Genomic DNA, 17,710 nt, shown 5'->3' with positions numbered 1-17,710 from the left:
TAAAACTTGGTTTTTCCTCTTAATTTCGTGCGGTCACAAACAAAAAGACATTTCCATTGAAAAGCAAAAATATCTATATCATCCGTCATGGTCAGACGGATTTCAATAAGCAAAAAAGAGTGCAGGGTAGAGGAGTGGATTCGGACTTGAATGAATTGGGAAGAAAACAGGCAGAGGCTTTTTTTGAGGCTTATCAGGATGTGCCTTTCGATAAAGTCTATACCTCATCTCTCAAACGTACGAAGCAATCCGTTCAGGGCTTTATCGATGCTGGATTGCCCTATGAGTCATTGTCAGGATTTGACGAAATCAGCTGGGGCGATCATGAAGGTTTGCCCTACGATGAAAAACGCCATGCGCTGTATCTGAAGGGACTCGAAGAATGGGCAAAGGGTAATTATGACTATGCAGTTGGCGGTGGAGATACGCCGTTGCAATTGCAGGCCAGACAAAAGGAAGCCATGGACTATGTGCTCTCGAAGGAAAATGAGGAAAATGTATTAATCGCCACCCACGGACGAGCCATGAGATTTATGATTTGCTGGCTGATGGGACTACCGCTGAATCAATCAGAACAATTTGAGCATGAAAACCTGTGTTTGTATCAACTGAAATATGAAGCAGATGAATTCGAAATCGTTAAACATGCCGATACAGAGCATCTGATGCAACTTTTATGATATAGATCATGAAAAAATCAGGGTACGAAATGAGGTAATATTTACGGAATTAAGTACTTTTAATCAAGTGATCGGCACGGCCCGATTGAAATGGTAGAGCATAGGACATCAGCGCCTACTCAGCCCAAAACCCGGTGAAGCCGGGTTTTGGTTTTTATAGCCTTTCTGATTTACCGTTTATTTAAAAATCCATGATTAGAATGATTCTGTTTTTACAAGAAAGGATTTAAAAACAAAAAAGCTTGTTAGAGTCTCTAACAAGCTTTTTGCGGAACGGACGGGACTCGAACCCGCGACCTCCTGCGTGACAGGCAGGCATTCTAACCAGCTGAACTACCGCTCCTTTTGGTCTGCATTTGTGTGTTTGTTTCCCTCAAATGCGATGCAAAAGTAGGAGCAAAAATTTTACTATACAACACCTTGGCAAGAATATTTTTTAGGAAATATTGAGAGTTATAGAGTGATCAAATCTTCTATGTTGATAATGAGAATTTTAACTTTATAAATGGCTGAAAATAATTTTTAAAAAATATTCAAAACATAATTTCTTCTCAGATAATACCTGTGATAAGAGATGTATTAGTTGCCATTTTGTTATCTTCAAATCCAATTACCAGATAAAATATTTCATAGGATGGCAGAATTCTATTCCCGTAGAAATTTAGAGTTTTTACTAACTGAAGTTTTTGATATAGAAGGTGTGTTGAAACTTGACAAATTCAAGAAACATGACCTCAATAGTATAAGATTGATGCTAGATGCTGCAGACCAGTTGGCTAAGACTCATCTATACCCATCTTATAGAGAAATGGATACTCAGGAGCCAGAGTTCAAGAATGGACGAGTACATGTCCACCCAAAGATCAAGGAGCTCATGAAGCGATTTGGTGAAGGAGGATGGATTGGTGCACAAGCGGATGAGGAGTTTGGAGGGCTGAATATACCTAGTATGGTCGCTTCATCTGCCAATTTTATTTTTGGTGCCGCTAATTTTTCGGCCAGTGTTTATCCTCAATTATCGACAGGGGCTGCACGGTTAATTGAGACATATGGTTCTGACTATCTAAAGCATACTTTTATCCCAAAGCTATACAGTGGTGCATGGCAGGGTACTATGGTCATGACAGAGCCCGAAAGTGGCAGTTCTCTAGCAGGTATTAAAACCTCAGCAACACCAATAGATGAGGATCGAGAGTTGTTTCGAATCAAAGGACAAAAAATATTTATTTCTGCTGGAGACCATGATGGGGTAGGGAATATTATTCATTTGGTATTAGCCCGAATTGAAGGAGCACCAGCCGGAACCAAAGGTCTTTCACTTTTTATTGTTCCTCAAAAAATGACAAATGAGGAAGATCAAATCGTGATGAATGATGTGAACACAGTGGGTATGTTTCACAAGATGGGGTATAAAGGGGCACCAATTGTTCACTTATCCTTTGGGGATAAGGATAAGTGTTATGGTTACCTTCTAGGGGAGGAAAATAAAGGGCTCTCTCACATGTTTCAGATGATGAATGAAGCCAGAATAGGTGTTGGGTTAAGTGCTGCCTCAATAGCATCCTCAGCCTACTACGCTTCGCTCGAATATGCCCAAGAAAGAGTGCAAGGCCAATTGCCTGATGAAAAAGATCCTGATAGCCCACAGGTGCCGATTATAGAGCATTCGGATGTGAAAAGGATGTTGCTGCAGCAACGAGCTATCATGGAGGGGTCTTTGTCCCTATTGATGAACTGTTCCTACTTTTCAGATCGAGCCACTGCGGATAAAATTGAGGTGAGAGAAATTTTTAGACTTACCTTAGACTTGTTGACCCCAGTGGCAAAAACCTACCCAAGTGAGTTCGGGATTTTATCAACTTCTAATGCCGTACAGATTTTTGGAGGGGCAGGCTATTGCAAGGATTTTCCTGCCGAGCAATATTTTAGAGATATTAGAATACATACCCTCCATGAAGGAACGTCTGGCATTCATGGATTAGACCTACTTGGTAGGAAAATAATCATGGGAGGCGGGATTGCATTTCGTGCTTTTACAGAAGAGGTTTCTAAAACAATCAAAAAAGTAAAGCTGGAGATAATAGAATTGAGCAAGTATGGTGAGAAGCTCAATGATGCTCTGTTTAGACTTCAAAACGTTACCATGAGGCTTTCTACCATGGCCATGAAGGAGAAGAAAGAAGTATTCTTGATGGATGCCACGTTGTATTTAGAGCTGTTTGGTATTGTAGCCATTGGTTGGCAATGGTTACTACAGGCTATACCATGCCAGATTGCTATTAATGAGAATAGGGGAGATGAATTTTATGAAAGTAAAATTTACACCATGAGGTATTACTTTGAATACGAACTTCCCAAAGCTGAAGCGATTGTTACCAGATTGAATAGTTCAGATACGTTGTTGATCGAAATGGATAAAAAGCATTTTATGTAATGAGAACTTAATAGGTTCTCATTCTAACTTTCTTTGTCCTTTTTCTTTTAGAGTGTTTTTGGTGGTTATATCTCGAGAAAACCCTGTTTTTAGGCTTGACTACAACTACTCTGTTGGAGAATAACTTAGGGCCGCAGGATGGAAGTCCTAGTATGAGAAGCGTAGATAGGAGGAGTATGATATGTTTTTTGATTCTCATAGGCATAAAAAAAGCTTCAAGGTGAAGCTAATTTTCTAAGTTGAAATTAGCACTACTGTATCTTATCCAAAACTTCTTTTGGAAAGCTAATATTGTAGAGACTATTTAATGCGTCCGAAAAGAGTTTGAACTCTTCTTCCTTGAATGCACGTTCTGGAGATGGTTCTTCGAGCTCTTCCAGTTCGAATCCCTTTTCTCTTAATTCGGGCAGGACCTTGATGATGATCCTTTGCCACGCCAATGGTGTAATGTTTTTATTGCACCAATTCTTTAATGTTATCACCTTTATCTTCATACACTCCTCCTTAGCTGATTCCTTATATTTGAATTCCCATGATCATGATATCATCAGTTTGTTTTTCATTACCGATCCAATCATCCAGAGTCTTCTCAATAATAGATTTTTGTTCGTCCATGGGTTTGTCCATGTTTTCTTCCAGGCATTTCGTCAAACGTGCTGCGCTGAATTTCTTGTTGTTTGGTCCACCAAATTGATCTGGGAAACCATCTGAAAACATATAGAAGCTTGTTTCTCCTTCGATGAAGTCTACTTCATGTTTTGTATGTTTTCTTTCCTGGTCGGTCATTCCACCAATAGAGAATCTATCTCCTTTGACGGTCTCTATTTTACCCTCTTTAGAATAGAGTAAGTTCTGTTTGGCACCTGAAAAATACACTTTAGACTTAGCTCTATCAATTACGAGAATACTAGCATCCATTCCATGGTGGTTTTCATTCTCTTCTTGATTCAGGATTTCAATGATACCAATATTGAGATTCACTAAAATTTCGTCAACGTCAGTGATTTCATGTTCGTGAACAATTTGGTTGAGCAGGGACTCACCGATCATACTCATCAGGGCTCCTGCTACACCATGGCCAGTACAATCTACACAAGCAATACAGGTTAAGGCATTTCCATCTTCATCCTCTACTTCGGCAATCCAATAGAAGTCACCACTTACAATGTCTAGTGGTCTAAAGATCAAGAAGAAATCTGAAATGGCCTCTTTGATCAGTTCTGGAGACACTAGCATGGCATTTTGAATCGTCATGGCGTATTTGATACTATCCATGAGTCTTTTGTTCACTTCTGCTAGTTCCTTGGTACGTTGTTCTACCTTTTCTTCCAGGCTTTCGTTAGCCTTTTCTAGTTCTCTAATTAGATTGATCTTGTCACTTTTTAGCTCATAGGCTTCAAGCGCTTTGTCAATCGTTAATTTCATCTCGCCCTTATCCCAGGGTTTGGTGATATACTTATAGATGCCGCATTTGTTGACGGCCTTTACGATCGCTTCTATGTCTGCAAAACCGGTAAGAATCATCCTAATGACATCAGGGAATTCAGGAAGCACTCTTTCGAGAAGTTCCGTACCTGTCATTTCTGGCATTTTCTGGTCAGTGATCAAACACTGTATATCATTCTCCCTTAGCATTTGGATGGCTTCATTACCACCTAGAGCTGTAAGTACATTGTACTCACGCTTGAATGCCATCCTAAAGATTCTCAGGTTGCTTTCCTCATCATCAACATAAAGTATCGTGTACTTATCTCTTGATTTTGGGGGCTTTGGCGCTTGCTCTTGCTCTACTACTAAATCGTTTTGCTCCATTATAATTTCTAATCAATTAGGCATTTTGAGATTGAGAAACTTTCTCCTGACCCTTCTTCTCTGCCAGGTGTTTTGGCAGTAGGATAGAAAACTCAGTACCTTTCCCTTCTTCACTATTTACATAGATATTACCTCCATGTTTTTCAATAATACCAAAGGTAATAGACATTCCCAGACCTGTCCCAATTCCTACAGGTTTGGTTGTAAAGAAAGGTTCAAATATTCTTCTTTTGACTTGCTCTGACATACCAGAGCCATTGTCTTTAATTTTGATCATGATGTGCTGATCCTGATTTTCAGTATACAGCTGTATTTCTCCATCTTTTCTTTCTTCAGGAATGGCCTGAATTGCATTACTCAAGATGTTCATGAATACTTGATTGAGCTGACCTGGGTAGCAGTTGATTTCATCCAGATCCTCATCATAGTATTTTTTGAGTTCGATGCGGTTTTTCGTTTTGTTACGTAGGAGAGTAAGGGTGGCATCCAATGCATCGTTAATCAATGCTGGCTTCATCTCCTCTTCATCTAGTCTAGAGAATACCCTTAGACCTTTTACAATCTCGATGGTTCTAACTGCTCCTTTCTTAATATCCGCTACCAGTTCTTTGAGATCTTCCAGAAGATCGTCATAAGAGAACTCCTCTTTAAGCTCTTTCAGTTCTTCGAGAGTCGCTTTGTAGTCTTCGCTGGTTTCTAGTTCTTCATATTTGTTTACAATGATCATCAGATCATCAAGCGATACCTTCAAAGTGTCAATACCATTGTAAACGAAGTTGATAGGGTTATTGATCTCGTGGGCAATACCTGCCGTCAACTGACCCAAAGACGCCATTTTTTCTGACTGAACCAGCTGAGATTGGGTACTCTTCAAGTTGTCCAGCGTGTTTTTGAGCTCTTGCTTACTGTCTTTTTCGTGTTCAAGTGCCATTTTCAACTGATTCTCCGTGATCATCAGTTTCTCTGTTGCTTCTAACTGCTCCTCAGCAATATTACGCATGCGCTCTTCTGAGTATTTTACTCGATCGTAGGCTTTTCTAAGTTCGTCCTGTACTTTGATCAATTTTTCGTTGACCTCTATTTGTTTTCTCGAACTCTTCAGGATTTCCTGCTCTGACAGTTTTAATTTTTTGTTACGCTGCTCAAGGGCACGTTGCGAAAGAATCAGCTTCTCGTTGGCTTCCAATTGCTTTTCAGCACTCTTTCTAATTTGCTCCTCAGATTTCTGAAGTCTAACGAATGCCTCATTTGCAGTCAAGAAGTTCTTGTAGGCCAGGTTAATTGCCGGTCTGAAAATAAAGGATGCCTGCACAAGTATGATACCTATAATAATAGCCATGATGATGAAGCCCATAGTGGATGAACCTCCTTTGTTGATACTGGCTTCCTCTTCGTACATGTCTGCTATATCATTGGCCAGCTGGGTATAGTCTGCTTGCTGGTCACGTATATTGATAAATGCACGATCAATGATCTGTTTTTTGGTCTCCAGATCGTCGTTATAACTTACGTTTATGATTTCTTTGGTTGCATCTCTAATTTCTTCAAAATACAAATCTGAATTTTCGAGAAGACTAATAACCTCATAAGAGTTTTCAACCTTGTTCAATCCTAATTCGGGATCGCCTTCTTTCAGGCCTTTTTGGATTTTGACAAACTCTTCGAGTGAAGAAACCAAACGTTTTTGGATAATGCTGAAGTTGCGCTCGCTGTTCATGATTCGATCGGTAGTGATCAGCGTGGCGTTTTTGGCTAAGTCCTCACTCAGGGTGGCTTGTCTTTGCGCGAGTTTTACGAGTCTGGCGTCATTTTTATTTACTCGGATCGTATTCTGAACAAAGAATTGACCAACGAATAACCCGATAATTATCAGTATTAAGGTCAATACATAAGAACGTATCAGATTGTCCTTTTTCATTTTGTTTTGGTTTCAGGTGATATCGTTTAGTTATTTTCCTTCGACGTAAGAAAAACTATTGCTACTCATTTTTCCATCGCTAGATTCGGAGTTTTTTTTATTAAGAATTTTCTTTTTGGTCTGTTTCAAGAAATAACTCTCGAGCATACCTTCAAAGAACTTCAAAAACATCGCGATCACAAGTAAAATGACCAATCCTACATATTCGATATCTATCATATCGTTGATGACAGGGGCTAGAAATTGCTCTTCTGATATGAAAAGGACAATTGCTATCACAAACATGATTCTTGAGGCCTTTTTACCAACCGTCATTTTGTCTAGTTGGTCAATTGTTTCTTCCAGTTCTGTATTCTTCTTCTGGATTTCTACATTTTGAGTTTTAATTTTTTGGTTGGCATGGTCTAATTTCTTCTGTAGTCTATCACTGATTCGGGTGATAACTTTACTTTGATCCAACAGATCCTTGTAATGAACCGCAATGTTTACCGCATCGTCCATACTCAAATCCTTCTGCTTTACCTTGCCGACATAGTCCGACAAAATCTTCTGCTCCTCGTGGTAAAGTTCTTTCATGTTCTTCTTCTTCGTAAGCGATTATGCTTCAGCCAGTTCTTCTTTCTTTAATCTCGAAACTCTTATTTGCAAAGTGAAATAGGAATACTCGTCATTCACTTTATGAAATTCATAGGACAGTTTCTGCCCTGTTTTTCTGGCAATTTCTACAAAACCTAAACCTGCGGTCCCTTTGTCAGAAAACTCTTCATTATATAGTATCTCTTTGTAGAGCTTTTTAAGCTCTTCTTTTTCCAATGTGTTGATGTTGTCAATCTTGGCCTTTATACCGTTAATTTTGTCATTAGGTATAAAGTTTCCCGTCATGATATTGAAAAATTTCTTTCTGGCAGTCACCATGAGTAGGCCTGCTTTGGAATCATAAGTGTCAATGTTTTCGTCAGACACTTCATCCATGTGGTGATATAAGTTCTGAATACACTCAGTAGCTGCTCCGTAAAACTTCTTCTTGATCAATCTATCACTTTCGATTTCACCAATTCTACCATCCAGGGTTTCGATAATGGAGGTGACCAAATCAAAAGTTACTTCACCTTTATACATCAGTAAGATGTTGGTGTCGTAAATGTTTTTATATTTTTTTAATAAGTCCATTTATATCAAAAATTGATTGATCTAACAATCCTGCTCATGCTTATCAACTTAGATGTACAATTAAGTTAAAAGCTATGAATTCAACACATGCTTCAAAATACATCTATTGTTTGCACTATTCAAAGAAAATTAAAGAGGTTTTTTTGATAGGCTTTACTTAAGGTGGTTTGGTTTGCGTAAACCTATCAAAATCGGGATAAGTGAAGTCTCTTTTTCTCGATGAATACTTTTCACATTAAATCAATTGTGAATGTTAGCAAGAATAGCTTTAACATCCAAACATTGCCTTTTTTTATTGGCTTTAAATAAGAGTTCCCCTAATTCACTAGGGGAATTACCTAACTGTATCGGTCAGCAAATGGATAGTTTTGGCGCTATATTATTAGTTGAAAAGAGACTGGGGGATAATTAAAATTAGATCTGTCAAAGTGATTAGTTTTGCAGGATGAGAGAAAGCCATTTCATCCGGACTTGTTTGTTCTTGATTTGCACTTTTTTGTGTAGCTGTGTTCATAGGTATGGCCAAAATGAAATGCATGGTTTGGTAGCTCAGCGCCAAATCGAAATATCTGGACTTACCCTTGATGTCAATGAGGTCTTGCAGGACGAATTCGTGATTCAATACCTGAAGCAGGAGAAGGAAAAAGCCTGGGAGGGTTTTGGATATGCAGAGGCCAATAAGATTTTCTCTTCCCAATTTCAGGATCCATTGGTCAATGTGCTGTTGGCAGAGTATTACTTTTCAGAACAGTCTTACATGCAGGCCATGTCACTTCTGAACCAACTCGATGCTTCCTCCAATGAGTCTTTGGATATCTACGAGTTGAAGGCGAAGATTTATCGGGAGCTGGAAGAATATGAGTTGGCGATAGATCAAATCAATAACGCCATTTTGGTCCATCGTACAAATCCTGTGTTCTATGCAGATAAGGCAGATATTTATCTGAATATGGGGGATAGTTTGTCAGCTCTGGAGTATTACCAGAAGGCCTGGGAGTTGGATCATTCGGATTACAACACGGCCATAAAAGCTGCCACGATCCATGCGGCTAACAAGCAGATAGATGAGGCGATACGATGGCTGGATCGAACGGAAGGCTTTGGTGAAGGAAAGAATGAAGTGAATTCGGTCAAGGTTAAAATACTTCGTGAGCAAGGGGCCAATGAAGAGGCCAACCAAATACTAATGCAGATGTTTGAAAAGGGAAAAGTGCAGGCTGGAGAGGAGTTGGCAAGCTATTACCTGACTGCTCTGCAATACGATTCTGCTTTGTGGTGTGCGACTAAAATTCTGGAAACGGATTCTACTCACCTTGATGCCTTACTGATGAAAGGAGAGGTGTTTGACCAAAGGGGATATTATACCAGCTCTCTTCAGTATTACGACATAGTACTCTCTCTTGATTCTTTGAATGAAGAAGCCTTGGAAGGACAGAGAAAAGTAAATGGAAAAATTGCATATTTGCGCCAAATTAAGGAGAAGAAGGCAGCCATACCTACGTTTGACTTTGCCGCTCCGAAACAATAAGTAAAAATAGGATTGATGAGTGACAACATGATTAAAATCACTCTGCCCGATGGCAGTGTCAAAGAGCTTGAAAAAGGCTCTTCTGGTTTAGATGTAGCATTGAGCATCAGCGAAGGCCTTGCGAGAAACGTACTGGCAGCTGAAGTGAATGGACAGGTGTGGGACGCCACCCGCCCGATAACCACGGATGCGACCATCAAGCTTTTGACCTGGCAGCAGGATGAAGGGAAGGCTACTTTTTGGCACTCTTCTGCTCACCTGATGGCAGAGGCGCTAGAAGCACTCTATCCAGGGATTAAACTAGGAATCGGACCGGCTATCGAAGGGGGATTCTACTATGATATAGATTTTGGTGACCAGGATTTTGATTCTGAAAACCTGAAGGTTTTGGAAGATAAAATGCTCGAATTGGCGCGTGAGAAGAATGAATATGTCCGCAAGGAGGTGAGCAAGTCTGACGCCATTGCCTATTTCGAAGAGAAGGGTGATGAGTACAAATTAGAGTTGATCGATGGCCTGGAGGATGGAGAGATTACTTTCTATACTCAGGGAGGATTTACCGATCTATGTAGAGGGCCACACATACCAAACACCGGTTTTATCAAAGCGGTGAAAATATTAAACGTAGCAGGTGCCTACTGGAGAGGGGATGAGAAAAACAAGCAATTGACTCGTCTCTATGCAGTGACATTCCCTAAGCAGAAAGAGCTGAAGGAACATCTCGAGCTATTGGAAGAAGCCAAGAAGCGTGACCACAGAAAACTAGGTAAGGAACTGGAGCTGTTTACTTTCTCTCAGAAAGTAGGACAGGGCTTGCCACTTTGGTTGCCTAAGGGAGCGATGCTTCGCGAAAGATTGGAGAACTTCCTGAAGAAAGCACAGGTGAAAGCCGGATATGATCCTGTGGTGACACCACATATTGGAAACAAGGAATTGTACGTGACTTCTGGTCACTATGAAAAATATGGCGAGGATTCTTTCCAGCCGATTCATACGCCTAACGAAGGAGAGGAGTTCTTCCTAAAACCGATGAACTGTCCTCATCACTGTGAGATCTACAAGGCCAAACCAAGGTCTTACAAAGATCTGCCAGTGCGTCTGGCTGAGTTCGGTACTGTGTATCGATACGAGCAGAGCGGAGAGTTGCACGGTTTGACGCGAGTAAGAGGATTTACTCAGGATGATGCGCACATCTTCTGTACGCCAGATCAGGTGAAGGAGGAGTTCTTGAAGGTGATCGACCTGGTATTGTATGTTTTCAAGGCTTTGGGCTTTGATGACTATACGGCGCAGATTTCTTTGCGTGATCCGGAGAATAGAGAGAAATACATCGGCTCTGACGAAAACTGGGAGAAGGCTGAAAAGGCAATCCAGGAAGCAGCTGCTGAAAAGGGTTTGAATACAGTGACTGAATATGGTGAAGCAGCATTCTATGGTCCTAAGTTAGACTTTATGGTGAAGGATGCGCTGAAGAGAAGCTGGCAGTTGGGAACGATCCAGGTGGATTACAACCTGCCTGAGCGATTCGAACTGGAGTATACCGGATCTGACAACCAAAAGTACAGACCTGTGATGCTGCACAGAGCACCATTCGGTTCTTTGGAGAGATTCGTGGCAGTATTGACTGAGCACTGTACCGGTAAATACCCACTATGGTTGACACCAGATCAAATCGCTGTGTTGCCGATCTCTGAAAAGTATGCAGCCTATGCCGAAGAGGTCTATGCTCAGATGGAGGAGAACGACATCAGAGGATTCATCGATCACCGAGATGAGAAGATCGGACGTAAAATTCGTGATGCTGAGACCAAGAAGATTCCTTATATGCTGATCGTAGGAGAGAAGGAAAGAGATGAGTCCAAGGTTTCTGCTCGTAGACATGGAGAAGGAGACCTGGGAAGTTTCTCTCATCAGGAATTCATTGATTTGTTCAAAGAAGCAGCAAAGATCTAAGCTGCTCAGAGATAATAAAATTTAAGGCTGTCTCAAAAGGTTCTAGAAATAGAATTTTGTCACATTGAGCTTGTCGAAATGTACCTTTGAAAGGTGAAATGATGTTTCGACTTGGCTCAACATGACAAAGGAATACTTTTGAGACAGCTTTTTTTGTGCACTAAACTTCTACTTCACTTCCAGCAGCTCCACCTCATACATCACAGGAGAGTAAGGGCGGACATTGGTGGTGATGAATCCGTTTTCGAAAAGCTCTTCTCTCAACGAACTAGGCATGACTTGCACACTGCCTCCAAATGCCAGCTCGGAAGGCATGATCAAAAGGGCTTTTTCTCCTTCCTTCATTTCTAGTACGCCTTGATAAAAGCCTTCTACCAAAGCATTTTCGTTCAGCCTAACCGTCAGCGGTTTACTCGCTTCCGTTTCAGCGATAACTGTTCCGTCCAGATAGCTACGCTTGAAATGCAAAGTCACATAATTGTAGCTTAGAGGTTCTTCGCCATCTCCTGCTTCCAGCGTTTTGTGGTATAGCCCATTTGCTTTTGACTGGACCTCAGTCAGGTTGTTTTCTCCGATGTAGGCCTCTATCAGATCTATTTCGGTCTCGAACAGATCGTCCTCCGTTTTGATATCCACCAGCTCTAAGTCAACGATGAAATTGGTGTAAGGACCGAAGGAATTGTCGTCCGGTGAGTAAGAGTCATAGGCCACATGTGCAGGTAGATAGAAACGTCCCTTTTCACCCTCTCGGAGTACGTCAATGCCGTAGTTGATACCTACGGGTAGCACGCTGCTCCAGTTTACTTTGATGTCCACAGTGGTGTCAGTCACCGATTCTAGTAGTTGGCCGCCTAGCGTTTTAATCTCATATTTGACAGAGATCACCTGACCTGCGGCGGGTTCCGCGCCGGCACTGTTGCTGGTGAGCTTTTCGTAGTACAGACCATAACTGGACTGCTCTGCCTGGATGTTGTTTGTTTCTAGATAATTCAGAATTGCCTTTTCATTTGCCTTTTGTTGCTTTTCAATTTCCGATTCTTCCAAACAAGCAAATCCCACGATGGCAAGTGCCGCCATCATCCCTACATTTTTCAGTCTATTAAGCATTTTCATATTTAGTATGGATTAAAATAATTTTTGTCTGCTCCTAAGACACAGGATGTAGTCAATCGGTTGGAAAAAGTATTGTCTTCTTGTCGATTGGTCTTCTGGTCTTCTGGTCTTCTGGTCTTCTGGTCTTCTGGTCTTCATGTCTTCTGGTCTTCATGTCTTCTTGTCCTCTGGTCTTCTTGTCCTCTGGTCTTCTTGTCCTCTGGTCTTTTGATTTTTATATTTCATTCTTAGATGGATCATCATTAAATCCCCCTAGACCCCTTCTAGAAGCAGGGCTGTTGCATTCTAATTGATTAGTTTGTTTAGAGTCTCAATATCATTGGCTACCAGTCTGGTGGCCTTTGCTATTTGATTCATGCCTTGTTTTCTAAATATATTCATTGCACCATTTTTAAGCGTGGATATAATTGATGGAGCGTTGCCTAATCTGATTTTAGAGGCATCTTCTTTCATCGTTACATCTTTGGTCCAGTGTAGACTGTTTTCAATGTGCCAATGATTCCTTATCCCATAGTTGTATAATAATGCACTTCCATTCTTTATGCTGCTTAAATAATACGCGTTTTCTTCCCTGTAGCGTCCATTGACTTTTACTTCTCTTCTAATTTTGATGCCGTGTTGTGCACCAGTCCATTGTTTTTTTATTTCCTCTGGCAAATTGAACACTGTTACATCTCTATTTTCTATTCTTCCTTTGTTTCTCTCTAGCTGAGAATAATAACCTATAGGCTTTTCTTGGGCACACTTTTCGATGCTCTGGTAGAGTGTCTTTTGATTTTTCTTCACTCCAATTACATAATTATTTCCACTAGCTATAATCACTTCTACCGTTTTTTTTGACAATGAAGAGCATCCATAGTAAAGACCACATCTTTGAGATCCAGCATCTCTATTAATTGACGAACTACAGGTATTTCACTCTCTTTTGAGTTAATGACTTCTCCATTGGCTAATACCATTTTCTGTCTGGAAACGAATACGGTCACTAGATTGATGAAATTCTGATACGACTTTGAATAATCACTCATTGTACCACCGATGGCCTTGCCATCTACACTAAGCCACTCTCCAGACTCTATCGAAACATAGGCTTTACTCCACTGATAGAATTGATGAGAAAAGGAATCAAAATCCAATCCCATCAACACTCTTCGAATAGTATAAAAAGTCGGTAATCTGTCTTGTTTGGGCTGAAAAGTAGACAATAAGTTCTCTCTATTTCTTTCTATAAAATCTCCAATAGCACGATAACCATAGTAGCCGCTCATTACCGACATCAGCACGATGACCAGTACCAATTCCAGAGAATGTCGCTGACCCGCACCACGCCTGTGATCCTTCACTTTTCCTAAATACCAAATGATACTTTCTGATGCCATTTTTAATTTTCAAGTTAATCCATTTTTTAGAATGCAACAGCCCTGCTTCTAGAAGGGGGAATTACTTTTAACTTTTAACTTTTCACTAAAGACTCGATACTATCTTTGCGGCTATGCACATGAATGATACTATCGTGGCACTGGCCACACCTCCAGGGGTTGGAGCGATTGCGGTCATCAGGCTTTCGGGATCCCAGAGTCTTTCTATCGCTACGGACTGTTTTGATGGCAAGGACCTGATGGTACAGAAAAGCCATACGGTACACTTTGGCAACATCGTGGATGGGACAGAGATCGTAGACGAGGTGTTAATGACGGTGTTTAAGAATCCCCATTCCTTCACCAAAGAGGACAGTGTGGAGATCTCCTGCCATGGTTCACAGTATATCATCAATCGCATCATTCAACTGCTGAACAAGAAGGGTGCGCGCCTGGCCAATCCAGGGGAGTTTACTCAACGGGCTTATCTCAATGGACGTTTTGACCTGGCGCAGGCAGAGGCTGTAGCCGACCTGATCGCCTCAGAAAATGAATCCTCGCATGCTGCGGCGCTTAACCAGATGCGTGGCGGGATCTCAAAGGAGATCAAAGCCCTGCGTGAGAAGTTGGTGCATTTTGCCTCCATGATCGAGCTGGAGCTGGACTTCTCCGAAGAGGATGTGGAGTTTGCCAGCAGAGAAGAACTGAAGGAGCTGATCAAAGGAATAGACAAGGTGCTCGTGAAGCTGATCGATAGTTTTCAACTGGGCAATGTGATCAAAAACGGTGTGCCCGTGGTGATCGTAGGTAAGCCCAATGCGGGGAAATCTACCTTGCTGAATGCGCTGCTTGAAGAGGAGAAAGCGATCGTATCGGATATCGCAGGAACGACGCGAGACATCATCGAGGACGAGATCAACATAGGAGGGGTTAAGTTCCGATTTATCGATACGGCGGGACTGAGAGACACCACTGATCAGATAGAAGCCATAGGCGTGGAGCGCGCCAATCAAAAGATGAATGAGGCTAGCCTGATCATCTACCTTTTCGACCTGAGCACGGAGAGTCTGGAGACGATCCTGACTACCGAACAACAACTGATCGAAAAGGATAAGCCTTATATACTGGTAGGAAACAAAAGAGACAAGGTGGAAAGTGAGCCGTCCGAACTGCTAGACAATAGCAACTACATCTCTATAGCAGCCAAGCAGGAGCAGGGTGTACAAGAGTTGAAGGACATGATCTTTGCGAAGAGCCAGATGGATAACTTCAAGACGGGCAATGTGGTCGTGACCAATGCCCGACACCACCAGTCGCTGGTCAATACGCAAAATGCCCTGCACGATGTGGTGCGAGGGATTGATAACCAGATCACCAACGATTTTCTGGCGCAGGACATCAGACACTCGCTCTACTACCTGGGTGAAATCACTGGCGAGATCTCCACAGACGACCTGCTAGACAATATCTTTAGCAAGTTTTGTATTGGGAAGTAGTATTTGAATAACAATCATACTGACTAATTATGAGCTATTCTGCGGCGATTTCAACATTAGAGTATTTAAACAAGGCTGCCAGTAAAAAGTCCAAGAAGAATAAAAATGGATGGTATGAATTACGCATGCACCGCCTTTATCAGATTCTAGGAATTGGCACTGGAATTATGGGATTCTCTTTTATGGGACTATTGTCAGGGGGAAATGAAATCAATTCTGTAATAATAATTCTGATGGTTTCAATTGGGTTTGTAGGATTAGGATTGGCCTTAGTCCTTTGGTTTAAAAATCAAATCCCTCTGGGTTGGTTTATATCGATCCCACCAATATTGAAACTGGTGTGGAAGATTTAGTTTCATCATTAAGAAAGATGAAAAAAAAGAGTTCAAAAAGGGATGACAAAATATCACTGCTTCAACTGGAAAACTTCCTGCTTCCCGCGGTGTATTTATTAGAACCAGTGCGTAAAGAAACTTTGATAAATTTAGTTTCTGCTGCTACAAAAGATGAGACCAATGCTTTTCAAACAACCACGACAGCAATAAGTATTTTGACAAAAAAAAAGCAAGTTGAACTAAATACGGAAGGTTATAAGCTGACTTCTTCGGGACTTGAGAAATTCTTTGAATTTAGAAGGACAAAAAGCAGAATAAAAAGGCAGAAAGAAACCGTTGACATTGATAATCTAAGACTTGAAATACTAAATTTAAAAAACAGAAATAAAAAATTGAAAATATAGGGTACGTTCTTTTTAGACGCTGGATGTATTGCTTGCAATATATACGCGAGTGGGTGTTGTTTCGGCATCCGAGTTATAAACTATGAATTATCATCGTAAACTTTAAGTGCAAAAGCTTCTTCGAAGCTTTCACCCTTAAATTTCACTCAACATTTGTGGAGTAAAAAGAACTACCCCTATTTTCGTTTATTATCACATATGGCTAAGACAGAAAAGATCAAATTAAGCATGCTAGGATTACCAGTAATCCAAAATCTTGATGATTTCTCTAATCTTACTCATATATCAAAATACACAATTTATCAACTTTCTTACCATTCATCTTATTACTATCGTACATACACAATCAGTAAAAAATCTGGCAAGAAAAGGGTCATAAGTCAGCCAAGTAAAAAAATGAAAGGACTTCAGTCATGGGTTCTTGTTAATATTTTGAACAAACTTCAGGTATCAGGTTCATGTAAGGGGTTCAGAAAAGGCTCTTCAATATTAGACAATGCATTACCACACCAAGGTGCAAACACTATATTAAATATTGATCTTAAAGATTTTTTTCCTTCAATTAGCTCAAAGCGAGTTTTTAACCTCTATAAATCTTTAGGTTATAACAACCTAATATCAACTGTTCTCACAAATATTTGTACATACGAGAACACTCTTCCTCAAGGAGGTCCATGTTCTCCAATGTTATCTAACCTAGTTACTTGGACTCTTGACTTAAGAATTCAGGGGTATGTGGGTAAGAGAGGTGTAAATTACACAAGATATGCTGACGATCTCTCCTTTTCAGGATTACATCCATCTAAAGTCTTGCATATTATCCCGATGATAAATAAGATAATAAATGACGAGAATTTTGACCTTAATTATTCTAAGACAAGAGTCGCTAGTTCTGCAAGAGCTAAGATTGTCACGGGATTGGTAATCAATGAAGATAGCGTAGGCATAGGTAAAAAGCGATATAAATTACTCCGTTCTAAAATACATCATTTAACCCTATCCTCAGAGCAAAAAAATACCAGCCTTCTAAATCACGTAAAGGGCTGGATATCTTATTTGTACAGCGTTGATAAAAAGAGATATAAGAAGGTTCAAAATTACATTACTGAATTATCTAATAAACATCCTAAAACCTTAGTGTCACAGTTACTAGTACCGGCGAAATAAAATCCCCCAGCTCTTTTAAGTCTTAGCTTAGCGTGACTTGAAAGTCCTGATGAGAGCAAGTCTCCAGACTTGAATGAAAATGGAAGCTAACCAAGAGGAAGAATGCAGTATTCATTGCCTTGGTTGTTTCCAGATCAGACTTCTCGTCACATGGGAAGATTATCCTCTTCCTCTACTCTGTCGAAGTGACGTGTTTATTTTACTTGTGGATCGCTTTAGATCCCAGCCTGTCCGGCAGGTGGATGTAATGCTCTTATATTTAAGTGCGGAATGCCTTTTCCTAGCCCCAGAAGTATCCGAATGGGACTTCTCGTTGCATGGGAAGATTGTCATCTTCCTTTG

The 17,710-nt window shown here is 40.7% G+C and carries 15 protein-coding genes, 1 tRNA gene and 1 pseudogene; 9 read left to right on the top strand and 8 right to left on the bottom strand.

Features of this window, described 5'->3' with window-relative positions; genetic code table 11:
• Positions 1-56 precede the first annotated feature (56 nt).
• Positions 57-680, top strand: coding sequence for a histidine phosphatase family protein (locus N7U62_RS07235; protein ID WP_264137238.1), 624 nt, complete (start codon positions 57-59; stop codon positions 678-680).
• Between the two features lie 269 nt (positions 681-949).
• Here the strand turns inward: N7U62_RS07235 and N7U62_RS07230 are convergent.
• Positions 950-1,023, bottom strand: a tRNA-Asp gene (locus N7U62_RS07230).
• A 291-nt stretch (positions 1,024-1,314) separates the two neighbouring features.
• On the opposite strand from N7U62_RS07230, the gene N7U62_RS07225 reads away from it, so the two are divergent.
• Positions 1,315-3,114, top strand: coding sequence for an acyl-CoA dehydrogenase (locus N7U62_RS07225; RefSeq protein ID WP_264137237.1), 1,800 nt, complete (start codon positions 1,315-1,317; stop codon positions 3,112-3,114).
• Between the two features lie 251 nt (positions 3,115-3,365).
• On the opposite strand, the gene N7U62_RS07220 is transcribed toward N7U62_RS07225, so the two are convergent.
• The 5 genes from N7U62_RS07220 to N7U62_RS07200 form a co-directional block, all read right to left on the bottom strand.
• Positions 3,366-3,554 (bottom strand): hypothetical protein, encoded by a 189-nt coding sequence (locus N7U62_RS07220; RefSeq protein ID WP_264137236.1) that lies wholly within the window; start codon positions 3,552-3,554, stop codon positions 3,366-3,368.
• Positions 3,555-3,630: 76 nt separating this feature from the next.
• A complete protein-coding gene (locus N7U62_RS07215) occupies positions 3,631-4,926 on the bottom strand; it encodes a response regulator (protein ID WP_264137235.1) in 1,296 nt (431 codons plus the stop codon).
• Between the two features lie 16 nt (positions 4,927-4,942).
• Positions 4,943-6,844, bottom strand: coding sequence for a sensor histidine kinase (locus N7U62_RS07210; protein ID WP_264137234.1), 1,902 nt, complete (start codon positions 6,842-6,844; stop codon positions 4,943-4,945).
• A gap of 30 nt (positions 6,845-6,874) precedes the next feature.
• A complete protein-coding gene (locus N7U62_RS07205) occupies positions 6,875-7,420 on the bottom strand; it encodes a hypothetical protein (RefSeq protein WP_264137233.1) in 546 nt (181 codons plus the stop codon).
• A gap of 21 nt (positions 7,421-7,441) precedes the next feature.
• On the bottom strand, positions 7,442-8,014 hold the full coding sequence (locus N7U62_RS07200) for a SiaB family protein kinase (RefSeq protein ID WP_264137232.1): 573 nt from the start codon (positions 8,012-8,014) through the stop codon (positions 7,442-7,444).
• 250 nt (positions 8,015-8,264) lie between these two features.
• Between N7U62_RS07200 and N7U62_RS07195 the strand changes: the two genes are divergently transcribed.
• The 3 genes from N7U62_RS07195 (at position 8,265) to thrS (ending at position 11,495) form a co-directional block, all read left to right on the top strand.
• Positions 8,265-8,426, top strand: coding sequence for a hypothetical protein (locus N7U62_RS07195; protein WP_264137231.1), 162 nt, complete (start codon positions 8,265-8,267; stop codon positions 8,424-8,426).
• A 120-nt stretch (positions 8,427-8,546) separates the two neighbouring features.
• The gene (locus tag N7U62_RS07190; RefSeq protein ID WP_264137230.1) at positions 8,547-9,542 is read left to right on the top strand and encodes a tetratricopeptide repeat protein; all 996 of its coding nucleotides are present in this window, start codon (positions 8,547-8,549) and stop codon (positions 9,540-9,542) included.
• 15 nt (positions 9,543-9,557) lie between these two features.
• On the top strand, positions 9,558-11,495 hold the full coding sequence (gene thrS, locus N7U62_RS07185) for a threonine--tRNA ligase (RefSeq protein WP_264137229.1): 1,938 nt from the start codon (positions 9,558-9,560) through the stop codon (positions 11,493-11,495).
• A 168-nt stretch (positions 11,496-11,663) separates the two neighbouring features.
• Here the strand turns inward: thrS and N7U62_RS07180 are convergent, their stop codons facing one another.
• Together N7U62_RS07180 and N7U62_RS23220 are read right to left on the bottom strand one after the other, a co-directional pair.
• The gene (locus tag N7U62_RS07180; RefSeq protein ID WP_264137228.1) at positions 11,664-12,608 is read right to left on the bottom strand and encodes an FKBP-type peptidyl-prolyl cis-trans isomerase; all 945 of its coding nucleotides are present in this window, start codon (positions 12,606-12,608) and stop codon (positions 11,664-11,666) included.
• A gap of 285 nt (positions 12,609-12,893) precedes the next feature.
• A pseudogene (locus N7U62_RS23220) lies at positions 12,894-13,987 on the bottom strand (ISAs1 family transposase).
• Between the two features lie 119 nt (positions 13,988-14,106).
• Here N7U62_RS23220 and mnmE point away from each other — a divergent pair.
• The 4 genes from mnmE (at position 14,107) to N7U62_RS07150 (ending at position 17,368) form a co-directional block, all read left to right on the top strand.
• Entirely contained in the window at positions 14,107-15,462 is a 1,356-nt protein-coding gene (mnmE, locus tag N7U62_RS07165) for a tRNA uridine-5-carboxymethylaminomethyl(34) synthesis GTPase MnmE (RefSeq protein WP_264137227.1), read from the top strand.
• Positions 15,463-15,491: 29 nt separating this feature from the next.
• The gene (locus N7U62_RS07160) at positions 15,492-15,815 is read left to right on the top strand and encodes a hypothetical protein (RefSeq protein ID WP_264137226.1); all 324 of its coding nucleotides are present in this window, start codon (positions 15,492-15,494) and stop codon (positions 15,813-15,815) included.
• A 17-nt stretch (positions 15,816-15,832) separates the two neighbouring features.
• Positions 15,833-16,201 (top strand): hypothetical protein, encoded by a 369-nt coding sequence (locus N7U62_RS07155; RefSeq protein WP_264137224.1) that lies wholly within the window; start codon positions 15,833-15,835, stop codon positions 16,199-16,201.
• Between the two features lie 198 nt (positions 16,202-16,399).
• Entirely contained in the window at positions 16,400-17,368 is a 969-nt protein-coding gene (locus tag N7U62_RS07150; protein ID WP_264137223.1) for a retron St85 family RNA-directed DNA polymerase, read from the top strand.
• Positions 17,369-17,710 lie beyond the last annotated feature (342 nt).

Origin of the sequence: Reichenbachiella ulvae, from assembly GCF_025833875.1 — a bacterium.
Classification (GTDB): Bacteria; Bacteroidota; Bacteroidia; order Cytophagales; family Cyclobacteriaceae; genus Reichenbachiella; species Reichenbachiella ulvae.
The sequence above is the reverse complement of the archived record's forward strand: the minus strand, read 5'-3'. Positions and strand labels throughout refer to the sequence as shown.